General features: G+C 41.5%; 13 protein-coding genes and 3 tRNA genes. 8 read left to right on the plus strand and 8 right to left on the minus strand.

Annotation, left to right across the window (positions count from 1 at the left end; translation table 11 throughout):
* Window positions 1–22 precede the first annotated feature (22 nt).
* The 4 genes from AC3IRX_RS10080 to AC3IRX_RS10095 form a co-directional block, all read right to left on the minus strand.
* On the minus strand, window positions 23–1,534 hold the full coding sequence (locus AC3IRX_RS10080) for a peptide MFS transporter (protein WP_489210132.1): 1,512 nt from the start codon (window positions 1,532–1,534) through the stop codon (window positions 23–25).
* A gap of 77 nt (window positions 1,535–1,611) precedes the next feature.
* A complete protein-coding gene (locus tag AC3IRX_RS10085) occupies window positions 1,612–3,108 on the minus strand; it encodes a peptide MFS transporter (RefSeq protein WP_489210134.1) in 1,497 nt (498 codons plus the stop codon).
* A gap of 123 nt (window positions 3,109–3,231) precedes the next feature.
* Window positions 3,232–4,896 carry a peptide MFS transporter gene (locus AC3IRX_RS10090; protein ID WP_489210136.1) on the minus strand — a complete coding sequence of 555 codons (1,665 nt, stop codon included), beginning with the start codon at window positions 4,894–4,896 and terminating at the stop codon, window positions 3,232–3,234.
* Window positions 4,897–4,933: 37 nt separating this feature from the next.
* Window positions 4,934–7,069: a S9 family peptidase gene (locus tag AC3IRX_RS10095; protein ID WP_489210138.1), complete on the minus strand. Its 2,136-nt coding sequence runs from the start codon at window positions 7,067–7,069 to the stop codon at window positions 4,934–4,936.
* 123 nt (window positions 7,070–7,192) lie between these two features.
* Here AC3IRX_RS10095 and AC3IRX_RS10100 point away from each other — a divergent pair, with 123 nt between their 5' ends.
* Window positions 7,193–7,672, plus strand: coding sequence for a hypothetical protein (locus AC3IRX_RS10100; protein WP_489210140.1), 480 nt, complete (start codon window positions 7,193–7,195; stop codon window positions 7,670–7,672).
* 80 nt (window positions 7,673–7,752) lie between these two features.
* On the opposite strand, the gene glgP is transcribed toward AC3IRX_RS10100, so the two are convergent.
* Window positions 7,753–9,417 (minus strand): alpha-glucan family phosphorylase, encoded by a 1,665-nt coding sequence (gene glgP / locus AC3IRX_RS10105; protein ID WP_489210142.1) that lies wholly within the window; start codon window positions 9,415–9,417, stop codon window positions 7,753–7,755.
* Between the two features lie 193 nt (window positions 9,418–9,610).
* On the opposite strand from glgP, the gene AC3IRX_RS10110 reads away from it, so the two are divergent.
* From AC3IRX_RS10110 to AC3IRX_RS10120, 3 genes are all read left to right on the plus strand, one after another.
* On the plus strand, window positions 9,611–9,976 hold the full coding sequence (locus AC3IRX_RS10110; protein ID WP_489210144.1) for a hypothetical protein: 366 nt from the start codon (window positions 9,611–9,613) through the stop codon (window positions 9,974–9,976).
* Window positions 9,977–10,068: 92 nt separating this feature from the next.
* Entirely contained in the window at window positions 10,069–11,418 is a 1,350-nt protein-coding gene (mtaB, locus tag AC3IRX_RS10115) for a tRNA (N(6)-L-threonylcarbamoyladenosine(37)-C(2))-methylthiotransferase MtaB (RefSeq protein ID WP_489210146.1), read from the plus strand.
* A 253-nt stretch (window positions 11,419–11,671) separates the two neighbouring features.
* The gene (locus tag AC3IRX_RS10120) at window positions 11,672–13,192 is read left to right on the plus strand and encodes an FMN-binding glutamate synthase family protein (RefSeq protein ID WP_489210148.1); all 1,521 of its coding nucleotides are present in this window, start codon (window positions 11,672–11,674) and stop codon (window positions 13,190–13,192) included.
* A 383-nt stretch (window positions 13,193–13,575) separates the two neighbouring features.
* Here AC3IRX_RS10120 and AC3IRX_RS10125 read toward each other — a convergent pair whose 3' ends face one another.
* Window positions 13,576–14,301, minus strand: coding sequence for a hypothetical protein (locus tag AC3IRX_RS10125; RefSeq protein ID WP_489210149.1), 726 nt, complete (start codon window positions 14,299–14,301; stop codon window positions 13,576–13,578).
* Between the two features lie 38 nt (window positions 14,302–14,339).
* Here AC3IRX_RS10125 and AC3IRX_RS10130 point away from each other — a divergent pair, with 38 nt between their 5' ends.
* Entirely contained in the window at window positions 14,340–14,789 is a 450-nt protein-coding gene (locus tag AC3IRX_RS10130) for an RNA-binding S4 domain-containing protein (protein ID WP_489210150.1), read from the plus strand.
* Here AC3IRX_RS10130 and AC3IRX_RS10135 read toward each other — a convergent pair.
* Window positions 14,767–15,288 (minus strand): shikimate kinase, encoded by a 522-nt coding sequence (locus AC3IRX_RS10135; RefSeq protein WP_489210151.1) that lies wholly within the window; start codon window positions 15,286–15,288, stop codon window positions 14,767–14,769. The two genes, AC3IRX_RS10130 and AC3IRX_RS10135, sit on opposite strands and share 23 nt — an antisense overlap.
* Window positions 15,289–15,391: 103 nt before the next feature.
* Between AC3IRX_RS10135 and AC3IRX_RS10140 the strand changes: the two genes are divergently transcribed.
* From AC3IRX_RS10140 to AC3IRX_RS10150, 3 genes are all read left to right on the plus strand, one after another.
* Window positions 15,392–15,464 (plus strand) — tRNA-Lys (locus AC3IRX_RS10140).
* Between the two features lie 37 nt (window positions 15,465–15,501).
* Window positions 15,502–15,584: transfer RNA gene (locus tag AC3IRX_RS10145), tRNA-Leu, on the plus strand.
* A 50-nt stretch (window positions 15,585–15,634) separates the two neighbouring features.
* A tRNA-Lys gene (locus AC3IRX_RS10150) sits at window positions 15,635–15,707 on the plus strand.
* 106 nt (window positions 15,708–15,813) lie between these two features.
* Here AC3IRX_RS10150 and panC read toward each other — a convergent pair.
* Window positions 15,814–16,662, minus strand: a complete 849-nt coding sequence (gene panC / locus AC3IRX_RS10155) for a pantoate--beta-alanine ligase (protein WP_489210152.1) — start codon at window positions 16,660–16,662, stop codon at window positions 15,814–15,816.
* Between the last annotated feature and the right edge of the window lie 160 nt (window positions 16,663–16,822).

A 16,822-nucleotide genomic window follows, 5' to 3' on the forward strand; every position in this document is an offset into this window, starting at 1 on the left:
TAGCTCTGAAAGTTAAATATCCTTAGCGAACTTCTTGCATTAATTTTTTAATTAAAGGAGAAATTAAAATAAGAACCGCACCCGCAATGACCGCATAGATTCCAAGTTGTTTGTAGCCTTCTGTGTACGTAATCAACGCTTCATAGTTGGAGGCCCCGTCTTTTGCTTGCGACATTTTGGACCCAATGATTCCGGCCACATACTGTCCATAAGCAGAGGCTAAGAACCAAAGTCCCATCATCATCCCTTGCAAATTTTTGGTGGACAGTTTGGTCATAATGGATAGTCCAATCGGAGAAAGGCAAAGTTCACCAAAAGTAATGATGAGTAGCGCGATGGCGAAGATGTTAAGAGAGGTGACCCCTTGTAGGTTGGCAAAGAATTTCGTTGCGTAGAGCGCATAGAAACCCAGTCCTAAGAAGAGGAATCCCAGTCCAAACTTCACAATCGTATTGGGCTCGAGTTTTCGTTTGCTGAGCCAAATCCAAAGAAGACCAGCCAGGGGTGCAAGCAGAATGATGTAGAAGGCTCCTCCCGAGTTGTTTACGCCGTTGGGATCAAGTCCTAATAAATCGTTGTTAAGGTTTTTTGCCGCAAAAATACTCAGTGAGCCTCCACTTTGCTCGTAGATTCCCCAGAAGAGAATGGAGAATACTATAAAGATAAGCGCCGCCCAAAGTTTTTTACGTTCGGCTGGCGTTACTTTGCTCATTTCGTAAAATAAATAAAGCAGGGTAACCGGACCAATGATATACATGAATAGATCCGTGTACTCCGTTTTGGACACCATGGTCATAATTATAGGTATTAGCACAAGGGTACCGAAGTACACTGCGTACTCATGCCATTTTTTAATCTTACGTTCTTTCAGTTCTGAATCCGGATGCCCCGGTTGAAGACCAATGGCGCCAAGATTACGCTGAACGAAATGAAAATTCACAAGACTGATGACCATCACAATGGCAGCCAGTCCAAACGCGACGTTCCAACGTAGTGCCTCGGGGATCCATTGACTAAAGAGTTCTCCTTTTCCAATCGCAATGCATAGATACCCTCCTAGCAAGGCTCCGAGGTTGATTCCCGCATAAAAGAGCGAAAAACCTGCATCTGTGCGAGAGTCATTTGGACGGTAAAGTTTTCCTACCATCGTGGAGATATTGGGCTTGAAAAACCCAGTACCGATAATGGTAAAGGCAATTCCTAGAAAGAAATTATCATGTGGATTGCTCGCTAAGATGGCACTTCCGGCAATCATCATAAGACCTCCCCAGAAGAGGGATTTACGAAAGCCTAGGATTTTGTCTGCAAAGAGCCCGCCCACAAAGGTAAAGGCATAAACAAAGGCCTGCGTCGCTCCATATTGAAGTTGGGCAATGTCTTCTTTCATGAGAAGTTCTGTAATCATGAAGTAAGTAAGCATGCCTCGCATGCCGTAAAAACAAAACCTCTCCCACATTTCGGAAAAGAAGAGTCCCCAAATTTGTTTCGGGTATTTGCCTTTGAAATCTTGTATTTGCTCTATTGATTGTACCATTTTAAAGAATAAGAAAGCGAAATTAGAAAAAACCACTGAATGTTCAGTGGTTTTGAGTTATTTAATTTCCATTTATTTTAGTGAATTCCTTTCATGAATTTATTCAAAATAGGAGAAAGCAGTAGGAGTAAAACTCCCGAAGCAATCATTAGGTAGGTGATAAATGGATAGAGATCAAATTGGTATTGAACCAGAATTTGCTCTAGGGTTGCTGCAAAATAGTTTCCGAGTGCAAAACTTGCCATCCATACTCCCATCATAATGGAAACGATTTTTCCAGGGGAAAGTTTTGTGACCATGGAGAGTCCAATAGGAGAGAGGCAAAGTTCTCCTAAAGTAAGTAGAGCGTAGACCACCACAAGCCACATTGGGCTTACAAGGTTTCCGTTTTCTGCGTGGTTACTCGCTTGGGTCATGATGAAAAACGCAATCGCTCCAATAAACATAGCAATTGCAAATTTAACAGGAGTTCTAGGGTTTAGTTTAAACTTATCTAGTTTCACCCATAGCAGGGAGAAAAGAGGCGCGAACGCTACAATCACAATTGGATTAATGTTTTGGAACCAAGTGGTTGGGATTTCAAATCCACCCACCACACGGTTGGTGTTGTCTTGCGCGAAAAGGTTGAAAGTACCTCCGGCCTGTTCGAAACCTGCCCAGAATACAATGTTAAAGAAGGCAAGAATTAAAATGACAAATACTCTTGTCCATTCGGTCGTTCCGCTGGTTCCCTTGAAGATTGAGAGTCCAATGAATCCGGCACCAAGAATACCAAATACCCAGATGATAATCGTGTGCATTAGGTCGTTTGTGTGGTTCCAAATGAACATCACAAGGAACACAAACACGACATTTGCGATTGTGTAGATAACAATGTCTCTCCAGTCCTTAGGTACTAAATTGACAAGTCCTTTTTCTTTGTATCCAGGAGGAAGCCCTTTGTCTCCAAGTGTGTTTCTTCTTGCATAAAACCAAAGTACACCCAGTAGCATTCCTAAACCAGCTGCTAAATATCCATAAGGCCATCCCACTTTTTCGCCCAGGGTCCCTGCCACGAAAGGAGAAAGGAAAGCTCCAATGTTAATACCCATATAGAATATAGTGAAAGCTCCGTCTTTTCTAGGGTCAGAGTGATCGTATAAATCACCTACCACTGTGGAAATGTTGGGTTTGAAGAATCCGTTCCCTAAAATGAGAACGCCCAGACCCAAGTAAAACAATTGTTGACGGGATTCCAAATCGCTTACAAAGGCGGAAGAGGCTCCAGCGGCAAGTAAAAATTGCCCGATGGCCATCACCAGTCCACCAATTACAATGGATTTTCTTTGTCCTAAGATTTTATCAGCAAACCAACCTCCGAGAATCGGAGTAAGGTAAACCAAGGCGGTGAATATACCGTAAATTTTAAGTGATTCTGCTCGGTCTAGTCCAAATCCACCAGTGGCTAATTCAGCAGTTAAGAAGATCGTTAATAACGCTCTCATTCCATAGTAAGAGAAGCGTTCCCACATTTCTGTGAAAAATAAGGTATAGAGCCCCTTAGGGTGACCTTTTTTGGCCTGTACTGTATCCATATAGTTAATTGTTAATTTATGTTAAGCTTAGCAAATATACTTTTTTTTAGAAACCCAGCAACATTAAAAACAGAAAATCGCAGCTTTTGGCTGCGATTTTCAATGGGTATGTTTAATGCGAACTTAGTTCACACCCCGTTCTTTCATGACTTTGTTTAACCCTTTGAGGATCGATAGTCCTAAGAGTGTGGCCAAAAGAAGAAGACCAAAATTCACCCAAAAGAAATTTGCTTTGTCTTCGTAATTGTACCACAAACTAGCAAGCACTCCAGAGAGTTTGTTCCCGATCGATGTGGAGAGGAAAAACCCTCCCATCATAAGGGCAGTGATTCGAGGAGGCGAGAGCTTGGAGACTAGGGAGAGTCCCATGGGCGAGAGACAGAGTTCTCCCACCGTGATCACTCCGTAGGCGGCTATAAGCCACCAGGCCGAGACTTTCTCTAGTCCGTTCCCTCCGACATATACGGCGCCCACCATGACAAGGCAGGATAGAGCGGAGATAAAGAGTCCTAGAACAATCTTGGATGGAGTAGAAGGCTCTTTCCCCCTTCGTCGAAGGAACATAAAGAAACCAACCACCAGTGGCGTAAGCACGATGACCCAAAACGGATTGACCGATTGGAAGAGTTCTGTGTTGAGTAGATATACGTTTTGATCTGGCTCCTTTTCGAGTTCAGATTTAAATTCAGGGGTTATGTTGCGGAAATAGATGTCTTTTCCGGGTTCTTTAATGGCGTTTCCATTCTCATCCAATTGCGCACGATACTGATGGTCGTAGACCGTGGACTCTTGCGTGGCAAAGGTTTTGGTTTCCACCAAATAAAGCGCTTCCAAAGGTTTTTCCACCGTTTCTGGTGCGGCGCGCTCGGTGTAATAATTTGCCCATCGTGTCAGGGCTGTTCCGTTCTGTTTGAAAACCGCCCAGAACATAAGACTGACAGCAAAGATTGCAAGCAAAGCACCGATGGGTCTTTTGTCTTCAGCATTGGCTTTTACATACAAACTGATGTAGAAGATGACCACAGGGATACAGGCGAAAATAAAGGCATCTGTACTATCGCTTCCGAAAATATTGCCTGGAATAATCCAGCCCACAAGTCCTGCTAAAATTGCAGGTACGAAGACTTTAAGTAAAACGGTAGATAATTTTGTGTCTCCTTCTTGGGCAGGTTTTAAAATATTTGCTTCTCGAATGTGTTTCATTCCGATCGTGAAGACGGTAAGTCCCACGAGCATTCCGACCCCTGCCGTAATAAACGCAGGTCCCCAGCCGTATTTATTTCTCATATAGGCGGCCACAAAGTTGCAGATTAAGGCTCCAATGTTAATTCCCATATAGAAAATATTGTACCCGGCGTCTTTGTTCTCCTTGTAGGGCTCCTCGGAATAGAGATTTCCTAAAAGCGTAGAGATCGAAGGTTTAAAGAATCCATTTCCCAGAATGACGAGTCCTAAAGACGCGTAAAATAGGGGAAGACCTTGAAAAAGTCCCACACCAATATACCCAGCCGCCATTAGAATTCCTCCAATGTAAATTGCTTTTACATACCCGAGGACTCGGTCCGCTAAAAAGCCACCGAGAAAAGGGGTTAAATAGGTTAGGGCAATAAAAGTTCCAAAAATATCGTCGGCCGTTTTGTCAAGAAAAGCAAGTCCTCCGTTATCTTTAGGGTCAATCATGTAGAGGACAAATATCCCTAAAATCAAGTAGTATCCAAATCGCTCCCACATTTCCGTGAGAAATAGGTAGGGCAGGCCCTTAGGGTGTTTATTTTTTTTTGTTTCCATGTAAGGTTTCTATTAAGGTCTAAATGTATTTTTGAAACTAAAGATTTTCGGTAATGAAATCAGTCATCATTTGATAAAGTTGAGGACGAGTGTTGCCTCCTGAAATTCCATGGTTTTTATCCGGGTAGGTCATGAACTGAAATTTCTTTTTCTCTTGGATTAGAGCCTCGGCAAACTCGACAGAGTTTTGGTAATGCACATTGTCATCTGCCGTACCGTGGACCAAAAGGAATTTACCTTTCATAAGCTTTGCGAAATTAATAGGAGAGTTTTGGTCGTATCCCGAAGGGTTTTCCTGAGGGGTTCTCATGAATCTCTCCGTATACACCGTGTCGTAATAACGCCAGTTGGTCACCGGAGCCACAGCAATCCCTAATTTAAAGGTATCCGCCCCTTTGGTTAGCGCAAGGCTGGCCATGTAGCCTCCAAAGCTCCATCCAAAGATTCCGATGCGATCTTTGTCGATGTAAGACTGGTTTCCTAGCCATTTTGCCGCGGCAATCTGGTCTTCGATTTCATACTTACCTAGCTCCATGTAGGTCACCTTTTTGAAGTCTGTTCCTTTTCCTCCTGTTCCTCTACCGTCCACGCAAGCTACGATGTAGCCTTGCTGTGCTAAATGGTTGAACCAGATTCCATTTCCTCCATCCCAAGCGTCGGTTACTTGTTGAGAACCCGGACCTGAATATTGGAACATGAACAATGGATATTTTTTTTGAGGATCAAAATCTTTTGGTTTAATAATCCAGGCATTCATCTGATCTCCTACTTCATTCGGGATGGTGAAGTATTCTTTTGCCACCCAATTGTCTGCTTTTAATTTGGCAAGCATCTCAGAATTGTTTTCAAGCTCACGAACGGTTTTTCCTTCACTGTTTTTTAAGGTGAAGGTGTAAGGCGTCGTTGCACTTGAAGAAGTTTCGATGAAATAATTGAAATTCTTACTGAATTTCGCGCTGTTTGAACCGGTCTTCTCAGAAAGGAGTTTGCTTTTCCCAGAATCAATATTGACTTTAGAAATTACGCTGTAAATACTTCCCGTCTCGTTTGTTTGAATATAAACCTCCCGTGACTTTGGATTGAATCCATAGTAGCTCTTTACTTGCCAATCTCCTTTTGTGATTTGTTTTTTTAAACTTCCGTCCGCGTTGTACCAATACAAGTGTTGATTGCCATCGCGCTCGCTACCCCATATAAAGGAGTTGTCATCTAAAAATTCGAGTGTGATGTTGTCCATTTCAATCCACTTCTCGTCGGATTCTGTAAATAGCTTTTTCGCCGTCGCGGTTTTGGTATCTACGGAAATTACGTCTGCTGAATTTTGGGTTCTTTGTGAGGTGATTAAAATGACTTGGTCATTTCCTGCCGTTTGAATTACATTGGAAATATAATAGTTCTTAAAAGAAGATAGATCAATAGGAGCTAAAGTTTTCGATTTCAAATTGTAGACATGGGCAGAAACCACAGAGTTGTTTTCCCCTGCTTTCGGGTATTTGAAGCGAAAGTCTGTAGGGTAAAGATTCTTACCATAAATTTGCATGTTCATTTCTGGAACTTCCGTTTCGTTAGATTTTACGAAAACAAGGGCGGAAGAGTTCTGAGTCCATTCGTATTGTCTTGCATGGCCAAATTCTTCTTCGTACACCCAATCCGCAAGTCCATTAAGAATGCTGTTTTTCTTTCCATCGGTCGTAATTTGTACGATTTCCATGGATTTAAGATCTTGGTAATAAAGGTTGTTGTCCGCAATAAATGCCACTTTGCTCGCATCCGGAGAAAAAGTAGGCTCTTGTACAAAGTTTCCCTTGTTTAATGGGACTGTCTTACCAGATGCCATGTCCTTGATTTCAAATTTACCAAGATAAGAATGACGGTAAACGCTTTGGCTTTGGGTTAGTAAAAGAATTTTGCTTTCATCTTTTGAAAAACTGTAGCTCTGGAATCGCCCTTGGGCTATTTGTCCTTCTTTTTTAGCGGATTTGTATCCGTATTTGGATATCCCTCCCGCTTCAATGACCGCGTATTGTTCCCCGCTTTTTAAAGAGGCAACTCCTGCGATTCCTTTCCCCCGGTATTCCCCCGAGTAGATTTTGTCTAGTGTAATCTGCTGCGCACCCAGATAGGTAAGCCCAGAAATAGCAAGTACACTTAGAATCGATACTATCTTTTTCATATGATTTTTTGATAAGCATCAAATATATTAAAATTTCCTAGAAAGATTTTAAGATTTTAAGATTTGTGTCGCTTGGCAAAGGAATTGGTGCTATCTCGAATAAATAATTGCAAAATCGTTGTTATGGAAAAGTTAAGTTCAGAAAATCAAAAATTAAGAGAATATACCCTAGAGGATAAAACTATTTTCACTGGTTTTGCTTCGTTTAAAGATGCAGAGGTTTTTGCACAGGAAAAAGGAGGGGAAGTCGTAGAAGTAGGTTTTAGAGATGGAAACGACAATCCAGAGATTACTAATGAGGCGGGTCTAAAGCGAGATAGATTACATTATAAAGTGGATGCAGGTCCTGATTATCAATTTATCCATTCTGCCGATCCTGGATTTAGAGAGTACGCTGATGAATTGCAGAAATTCAAGTCGAATCAAATGGACCACAACAGTCCAGAGGAAAAATTCATGTCCAATGGAGAGGTAGAAATAGCTGAAGATCCTATTATAGTTCTTTACCAGGGTGAATTCGAATCTGTCACCTCTCGCGAACGCTCTAAGTATTTAAAGCAGTCGAACGTATACGAAATAGGGGTTCAAAAACCTCTCGAATAATCAGAAAAATAAAAGAAAACTATAAAAAAAGATCGACAAGCACTAGCCTGTCGATCTTTTCGTTTTTAAGCTCTTTTTCGTTAAGAATTTTTGTATAGCATTGAATAGTATTCATCTGCCATACGGTCGCTTCCAAATTTGGTTTTCACCTGCTCCATTGCTGTGTAGGTCAGGGTTCTCCAATTTTCTTTTTGCGTGTAATAAGCAGGAAGAATTTCATTTTCCAATAGATCGTAAAGGGAATTGAGATCGTACTGATCCTGTTCATAAACACTCATCGTTTCGTAGTTCGCTTGGGGAGCTACAAACGCATTTTCTCCCGAGATTGCAAATTCAGGAATCCAACCATCGTCGGTGGATAAATTCACAGATCCATTCATAGCTGCAGTCATGCCTGAGGTTCCACTCGCTTCGCGGGGAACCCTTGGGTTGTTTAACCAAAGATCTGATCCTTGCTTTAAAAGGCGGCTGAGTGAAAGTTCATAGCCCGTTAAAACGGCCATGTTTTTATGGTGAGTGCTTTGTTCCACTAAGTGATTGAATGTGGAAATCGCTGAGTAATCCATAGGGTAAGGTTTACCTGCCCAGATGATTTGAACGGGAAACTCAGGATGGTTTAATAATTTTTCAAATCGAGCCTTGTCATGAAGTAACAAATCCGGTCTTTTGTACCCTGCAAATCGTCTTGCCCATACAATGGTAAAGACGTTTGGGTCGAAAAGTTTTCCGCACTGATCTGCGACGGTATCGAAGAGCTGTGATTTAAGGTAAGATTTGCGCTCATCAAAGGCCAGAGAGTCGTTCTGGTCTTTTGCGGCATAAAGAGGTTTGTCGGCCCAATAGTTATACTCTTGAGCGTTTGTAATGGATTTAATTTCACAAATTCCAGGGTATTTACCCCACATTTCGCGTGAAACGTGTCCGTGCAATTGCGAAACTCCGTTAGCCATTCTTGCCATTTTAAGTGCGCAAAGAGAGTGGTTGAACATCGATTCATCCCCGTAGCCTTCAATGGCTTTCACTTCTTCTTTGGAAAATCCAGAGAAATAAGACATCGTATGGCACATCTCTAAGCTGTGCTTTTCATTGCCCGCTTCTTCGGGGGTATGGGTGGTGAATACTAACTTTTCTTTGACTGCCTCCCTGTTTCCTCCGTACTTGCGTAACAAGTAAAACGCAGCAGGAAGTCCATGCGCCTCGTTCAAATGATAAACTTCTCTTTCGAGATTCATCATATCTAACATCTTGGCACCGCCTTTTCCAAGTAAAATGTATTGGGCTAGTTTTGTGGCCTCATTTGCATCGTAAAGTTTATGGCAAATGGTTTTGGACAAATGGTCGTTTTCAGGAACGTCCGTGGAAAGCAAAAACATGGGAGCTGTATGGAAGATTTCAGGATCTAAGTACCATACTTTTACCCAAACTGGGGCACTGTGAATATCAATCTGAAATTGAATGCCTGTGTCTTTTAAATAACTATATATTTTCCTTGTCCAGGTCGGTTGAAGGGTTTGGTCGTGGTTACGGGCTTGGTCGTAGTACCCAAACTTCCACAGAATTCCAATTCCAACCACATCTTGCTTAAGGTTGTATACACTTCGCATGTGGGAACCGGCTAAAAACCCAAGTCCACCTGAATATATTTTCAGCGACTGATCGATGGCAAATTCCATGGAAAAGTAAGCGACTTTTTTCGAATACTTAGGGTTGATGCTATAAGGCATCTGAAAATTTTTAAAATCCATTTCTCTCTTTCTTTATTATTTGACGAGCAAAGATACCTTTTTTACGTGCGTAGAAAAGAAAGTCTTTGTCTAATTTACCAATTGATGAGAAGAATTAGGTGGCGAAAACAGGGCTATGAAAGGGGGCAAAATACTCCTCTTATCTTTTTTTGAGGATGAAATAGGAATTGATAACTTTGTAGGAAAATGCAGAATGAACCGTCTCCTTCACTTCAAAATGGAATTTCTTGCCCTCCTTTCAAAAGGGATCCAACTTCATAAGCAATACACATCTGATCAAAAGCGAATAGCCGCACTAGAAGAATTTCGGTCCGAAGTGGAAAAATGGGATTTGAGTCGTGAGACGCAAAAGGGAAGTGAACTTCAAAGGGCTTGGGAAGGATTGTCATTTTCTGCTGCGGATTCTGTGCTTTCTATCCATGCACAAAAGGAATTTACAGCCCTAGAAGCGTACGTTAAGCTGCTTTTTAGTGAGCTCAATAACCCTCAAGCAGCCCCGCAATCAAATTCGTCACCGGTTTGCTACTTGGGAAGTAGTGAAATCAGAAAAGAGTATTAGATCGCATCTACTTTTGAAGTACCTATCAAACAGGATATAAATCAGGTTGAGAGAGTCGTAAAATAATTTATGTAAATTTGCATTCTGTAATTATGAGCAACAATACCTTTAAAACCGCTGCATATCATACACTTGGGTGTAAATTGAATTTTGCAGAAACCTCTACTATTGCCCGTGGACTCTCTGAGGCGGGATATGAAAAAGTGAGCTTTGATCAAAGTGCGGACGTTTATGTCATTAATACCTGTTCCGTCACGGAGACAGCAGACAAAGAATGCAAATTTCATGTGAAACGAGCCCTTAAATCAAACCCTGAGGGTTTGGTCGTAGTGGTGGGCTGCTATGCACAGTTAAAACCTGGAGAAATTTCGAATATAGAAGGAGTGGATCTTGTACTAGGTGCAAGTGAAAAATTCAACATTCCTAGTTATATTGAAGATTTGCAAAAATCTTCAGAAGCAGGTATTGTGCATTCTTGTGAGATTAGCGATGCGGATTTCTTTATTGGTAGCTATTCGATTGGCGATCGTACTCGAGCTTTTTTGAAAGTGCAAGACGGTTGTGATTACAAATGTACTTACTGTACCATCCCCCTAGCTCGTGGAATTTCTAGATCGGATACCATCGAAAATATTGTGCTGAACGCAAAAGAAATTGCCTCCAGGGGTATTAAAGAAATCGTTCTAACAGGGGTGAATATCGGAGATTATGGGAAGGGTGAATTTGGAAACAAAACCCATGAGCACACCTTTTTGGATTTAATCACAAGGTTAAATGAGGTCGAGGGAATTGAGAGAATTCGAATCTCCTCCATAGAGCCTAATTTGTTAAAAGATCAAAGCATTGAGCTTGTCGCAAACAGCACTCGTTTTGTTCCGCATTTCCACATTCCGCTTCAAAGTGGGAGCGATGAGCTACTTAAGAAAATGAAAAGACGCTATTTAACGAAATTGTATAGCGAGAGAATAGAGAAAATAAGAGAAGTTTTACCTGATGCCGCCATTGGGGTTGATGTCATTGTCGGGTTTCCAGGAGAAACCCATGAGCATTTTTTGGAAACGTACGAATATTTAAATTCACTTCCGATTTCCTACCTTCACGTGTTTACCTACTCAGAGAGAGAAAATACGGAAGCGGCAGGAATGCAGGGGGCAGTGCCTGTGGCAGAGCGGAAGAAAAGAAACAAAATGCTTCGAATTCTTTCGGAGAAAAAGAAAATGGCTTTCTACCAATCGCAGAAAGGCAAAACCCTTCCTGTTTTATGGGAACATGAGAACAAGGAGGGACTGATGTTTGGATTCACTGAAAATTATGTACGCGTTTCTAAGCCGTACGATTCAAAAAAGGTAAATGAAATCGAGCATGTAACTTTGGGCGAATTAAAGTCCAACGGAACGATGGATGCTAGTCCTTTGTTTGAAGCGTTTTTAGCCCAAGTTTAAACTTCTTCAGAGTGCCTTATTAAAGGGGTTTTCCCTGTTTATGATTTTTTCATAAAACAGATCGTGTTTAATAGATTTTTTCAATTACCTTGTTTTGCTTCAGAGAAACAAGGCAAAACGTGATATTCACTGTATTTCGAGTATTTAGATTCTGTGAATTTCGGGATTTCACTAATGCATTGAACGGATTGTTAAATTTTTATTAAATTTAGCAGATGTAATTAATGCTTAATTTTGACAAAAATTTCACAACATGAGAGATCAGTTTTTGAGGTGGGGAGCGGTCGTAGTAGTTGCCACATGGATTATTTCAATTACCCTTGGTGCCTATTTATGGATTCCTATATTGTTAAGTGTGCTGTATATCCTCGGTATTTACAATGCCATGCAGACCAAACATGCAATTTTAAGGAATTTCCCTGTTTTGGGCTATTTTAGGTATATTTTCGAGTCCATTTCTCCTGAAATGCAGCAGTATTTTATCGAACGTGAAACCGATGGTAAGCCTTTTCCAAGGCACCAAAGATCTTCTGCGTACAGAAGAGCTAAAAACATTAGTGACACCGTCCCTTTTGGAACTCAGTTGGAAATCAACCACCGAAAATACGAAGGGATTAAACATTCCATTTATGCACAGCATCCGATGGAAGAGCTGCCAAGAACTTTAATTGGGAACCATCAATGTGCGAAGCCCTATTCCGCGTCTTTATTTAATATTTCTGCCATGAGTTTTGGATCTTTAAGTGACAGAGCTCAAAAAGCCTTAAATCGTGGAGCCAGAAAAGGTCAGTTTTACCACAATACGGGTGAAGGAGGGATTTCTCCCTATCACCGTGAAGGTGGGGACCTTTGTTGGCAAATTGGAACGGGATACTTCGGATGCCGTGACGACGAGGGGAACTTTAATCCTGAGCTTTTTAAAAACTACTCTGCGATGGAGAACGTGAAGATGATTGAAATCAAATTGTCTCAAGGGGCCAAGCCTGGTCACGGAGGAGTTCTTCCCGGAGTAAAAAACACACCGGAGATTGCAAGCATAAGACACGTAACCCCAGGGTTGACGATTATTTCTCCACCCTCGCATTCCGCTTTTTCTGATGCAGCAGGTCTTTTGAAATTTGTGCAGCAGTTACGCGAACTTTCTGGTGGTAAACCGATTGGGTTTAAACTCTGCGTCGGAGACACACGAGAATTTGAAGAAATTTGTGCACAAATGAATGTGCTTAAAATTTATCCAGACTTTATTACAGTCGATGGAGCAGAAGGTGGAACCGGAGCCGCACCTCCCGAATTCTCCGACGGAGTAGGGATGCCACTAGAGCCTTCCTTAATCTTTGTCAATAAGACCCTAAGAAATTTCAACGTGCGCGACAAAATGAAAGTTATCGCGAGTGGAAAAGTTCTTACTTCCTTAGATATTTTACGGGCTGTAGCACTAGGAGCAGACCTTTGTAACAATGCGAGAGGATTTATGTTTGCCTTGGGATGCATTCAAGCCTTACGATGCAATACAAACAATTGCCCAACCGGAATTGCAACGCAGGACAAGATGCTTATTAAAGGACTTGATGTTACGGATAAAGCAGAGCGTGTTTACCACTTCCATAAGAACACCCTTCGTACTTGCAACGAACTAATTGCAGCAGCAGGTCGTAAATCGTACAGCGATGTGGATGCCACTATGTTTATGCGAGGCGATGAGTTCGAGCATATAGCAGATCATTATTTCCCCGACATTCTTAGTAATGTGAAAGAGGAAACTTCAAAATATTAATTCAAATGGGAACTTCGGTTCCCATTTTTTTTTCTAGATAGGGCAATTGTTGGTAGAAAGCTTTCCAGAATTATCTTTCCCGAAATAGTTGGTAAGAATATCTGTAGGAACAAATAAGCCATACGGGAGGCAAATAGGAATAGGTAAGGCTTAAGTTTACATGTAAGTAGCGAAGTAGAGGGGTTTAAAAGGATCGTTTTTACGCTTTTTGATGGGGAGCTTGGGTTTGGGTGTAAAGTACTTTGCAAAGACAATTTAGAGCTCTATTCGTTGGTTTCTGCGATTCCATTTTAGTTTCGCAAATCGCAATGGAGCCGTGGGCAAACAAAAAGAGCAGCATTTCTTAAAAATACTGCTCTTTTCTTTGCGTGAGATGGAGGCTCTTATTTTTCGTTTGCCGCTCTCTCTCTTGTATTGTAGATCTGGAAGTTGAACACGAAGTTTCGGTTTCTCCAGTTAAGTCCTTGGTAAGGGAAATGGCTATCTCTTGCGAAGGCTGCTCTTGAAGGGACGATAATTACCCCTTGCAGGTTGTAAAGTTCAGAATCTTCCTTTGCAAAGCTTTTAAAAGCTTTTAGGCCTTCCTGGAATCCTTCGATTTCATAGTAGTCTTTTGTTTTGTCAGAGGCTTCAAGAACGGAAGGCTTCGCATAGTAGTATGCGGGGTCTTTGTCCGGAGTCCCTGCTCCATCCACTGTATTGGCAAATGGGTAAGGTGTGTGAAACTCGGCGCCATCTTCTCCATCAGAGAGGAAAGCATAGGTTCTTTGCATGATGCTTATCACGTCTGTAGTACCGATTACTTTTCCAGTTGCAGGTTGAGCCCCTTCTCTTACGATTACAATCACTCCTGATGGAAGCGTTTTGGGTTGCAATTCTGATAGCTTTTTATTGCCATCGTCGTCGGGAGTGGTCGTTACGAAAGCTTGGATCTTTCCTTGCCCATCCAAATAATGGGTGTCCAAATACTCCGCAATTGCCTTGTCGTCATTTGAATTTTGAGTACTCAAATTCTTAACCTCCTTGATTTTGTAGGGGTCTTGGTAGTTGTCGTCGCACGAAACCAGTGCCGTTGCCACAATGCCTATATAGATAAAAATTTTTCTCATTTAATTTCTTAATTTTGATACGCAAAAGTATAAAAAATATGCGAATAGATAAATTCCTTTGGAGTGTGAGATTCTATAAAACGAGATCCATCGCCGCAGATGAAATCAAAAAAAACAGGGTATCGATTGTAGATCATGTGGTTAAGGCCTCAAGAGAGGTGAGAATTGGGGATCTAATTAAAGTCAGAAAGAATCAAATTGAGTATCAGATTAAGGTAATTGATCTGCCCAAAAGTCGAGTAGGGGCAAAATTAGTGGCTACTTATGTGCAAGATAGGACCGAGCAAAAGCAGTACGACCAATTGCAATTGCGAAAAATGGAGCAAAGTTATTACAGAGCCCGTGGCGAAGGCCGCCCTACCAAAAAAGACAGACGTGAGATTGAGGACTACACTTCCTTAGACTCAGAAAAAGAGAGAGACAAGTCCTCGGATATGAGCGAGCAGGACTATTGGCAAGATTTTTTTAAAGCAGATCTAGACGAATAAGGATTTCCGTTATGATTTCTTCGGGGTCTTTCGCGTTGGTGTTCAATGTAAATTCACATTGTGAGTAAAATGCATTTCGTTCGAAAAGATGTTTCGCGATGAATTCAGGAAGTTCTTCTTTGGGTATTCGAGCGACGAGAGGTCGTTTGTTTTGCCCCCGAAGAAGCCTTTCGCACAAGGTCGTAATACTGGCTTGTAGAAAAAAACTTCTCGTTTTCTCACGAATAAGTTTCATATTGTCATAATATGCAGGAGTTCCTCCGCCTAAACTTAAAACGAAAGGAGTTTCCTTCTCATTCAAAAGAGATTCTAAAACGAGTCTTTCTTGTTTTCGAAAGTAGATTTCGCCTTTCTTTTCAAAAATATCGGAAACACTCATGCCCTCACGTGAAGCAATCTCTTTGTCAAGATCGACCCGTGCAAAACCGGTTTTATCACTCAATAATTTGGAAATGTGTGATTTGCCGCTTCCCATGTATCCGGCTAGTGAAATGATCATGTTTTTATTTTATACAAATGTCTTAAAAAATTTTGAGTTTTTAAAAAAAGTTCTATCTTTGCACCACTTTTTAACAGACACATATCTGTTTGTACAAGTGGCCGACCTGGTAGCTCAGCTGGTAGAGCAATACACTTTTAATGTATGGGTCCTGGGTTCGAATCCCAGCCAGGTCACTTCAAAAAAAACCGTAGTATTAACGGGTTTTTTTTTGCCTGTGTGGTGAAATTGGTAGACACGCCATCTTGAGGGGGTGGTTTCCTATGGATGTGCTGGTTCGAGTCCAGTCGCAGGCACACAGACTAATCACTTTTGAATTCAGACTTGTTTAAAGTCGTTTTCTTAAGACCTGGTAGCTCAGCTGGTAGAGCAATACACTTTTAATGTATGGGTCCTGGGTTCGAATCCCAGCCAGGTCACGAAATTTACTGGTAAAGTGAATTTTTTTCATATTAATATTTTGTGATTTGGTGTTCAAAAGCCTTCCTAACGGAAGGCTTTTGATATTTTTAAGGGAATAGTCTCTTACGCGAGGTACATGTTGTCAATAAGGCGCACACCTCCAATATTCACAGCAACAAAGGCTCGATAAGATCGATCTTTGTAGAAAAAATCGGTCGGTTCTAATGTTTCTTCGTCCGCAATGCGAAAGTATTCCAAATCAAAGCCCTTTGCTTTTTTGAAGATTTCTTCTACTCTTTGATTAATTTCCTCGATGGAAACCACTCGAAACCATTGGTCCACTTTCACCAGGGTTTCATGAATTAGTTTTGCCGCAATGCGATCTTCTTTAGAAAGACGCTCATTGCGAGAGCTCATCGCGAGTCCACTTTTCTCCCGCAAAATAGGAACCGCCATGATTTGGATCGGCATGTTTTTCGTTTCGACTAGTTTTCGGATAATGGCTAGCTGTTGGTAATCTTTTTCTCCAAAATAAGCTCGGTTGGGTTTCACTTGAGAGAAAAGGGTTTCAACCACAGTGCCCACTCCGTTGAAGTGACCCGGTCTAAATTCTCCTTCCATTTTGTTTTCGAGCCCTTCGAAATCATACGATTTGCTCTTTGGTCCATCCGGATAGAGGTCCGTTACCTTCGGCAGGTACACGGCATCTACGTTTCCGCTTCGCTCTAGAAGGGCTAGATCCGCCTCTAGGGTTCTCGGGTAGGTTTCTAAATCTTGCGGGTTGTTAAACTGCGTTGGGTTTACAAAGATGGAACTTACGACCAAATCATTTTCTTCTCTCGCCGCTTTGTATAAGGACAGATGGCCCTCGTGTAGCGCTCCCATGGTTGGGGCAAACCCAATGTGTTTCCCCATTTCTTTATTCCGTTCGATGTACGCTCGAAGAGCGGATTTACTGCGAAGTATTTCCATTAGAATTTCATATTGTTTCAAAGCAAAAATAGAAAAAAAAGGGAGCGCCAAAATCTCTATTATTACATTTATCCATGGGAGTATCATAAATAATGTTAATATATAAGACTTCGTTTAAATTTTTGTAATTTTGCAGTACACTATAGCTCATAAAGAGAAG

This window comes from Epilithonimonas sp. KH_059 (assembly GCF_057838485.1).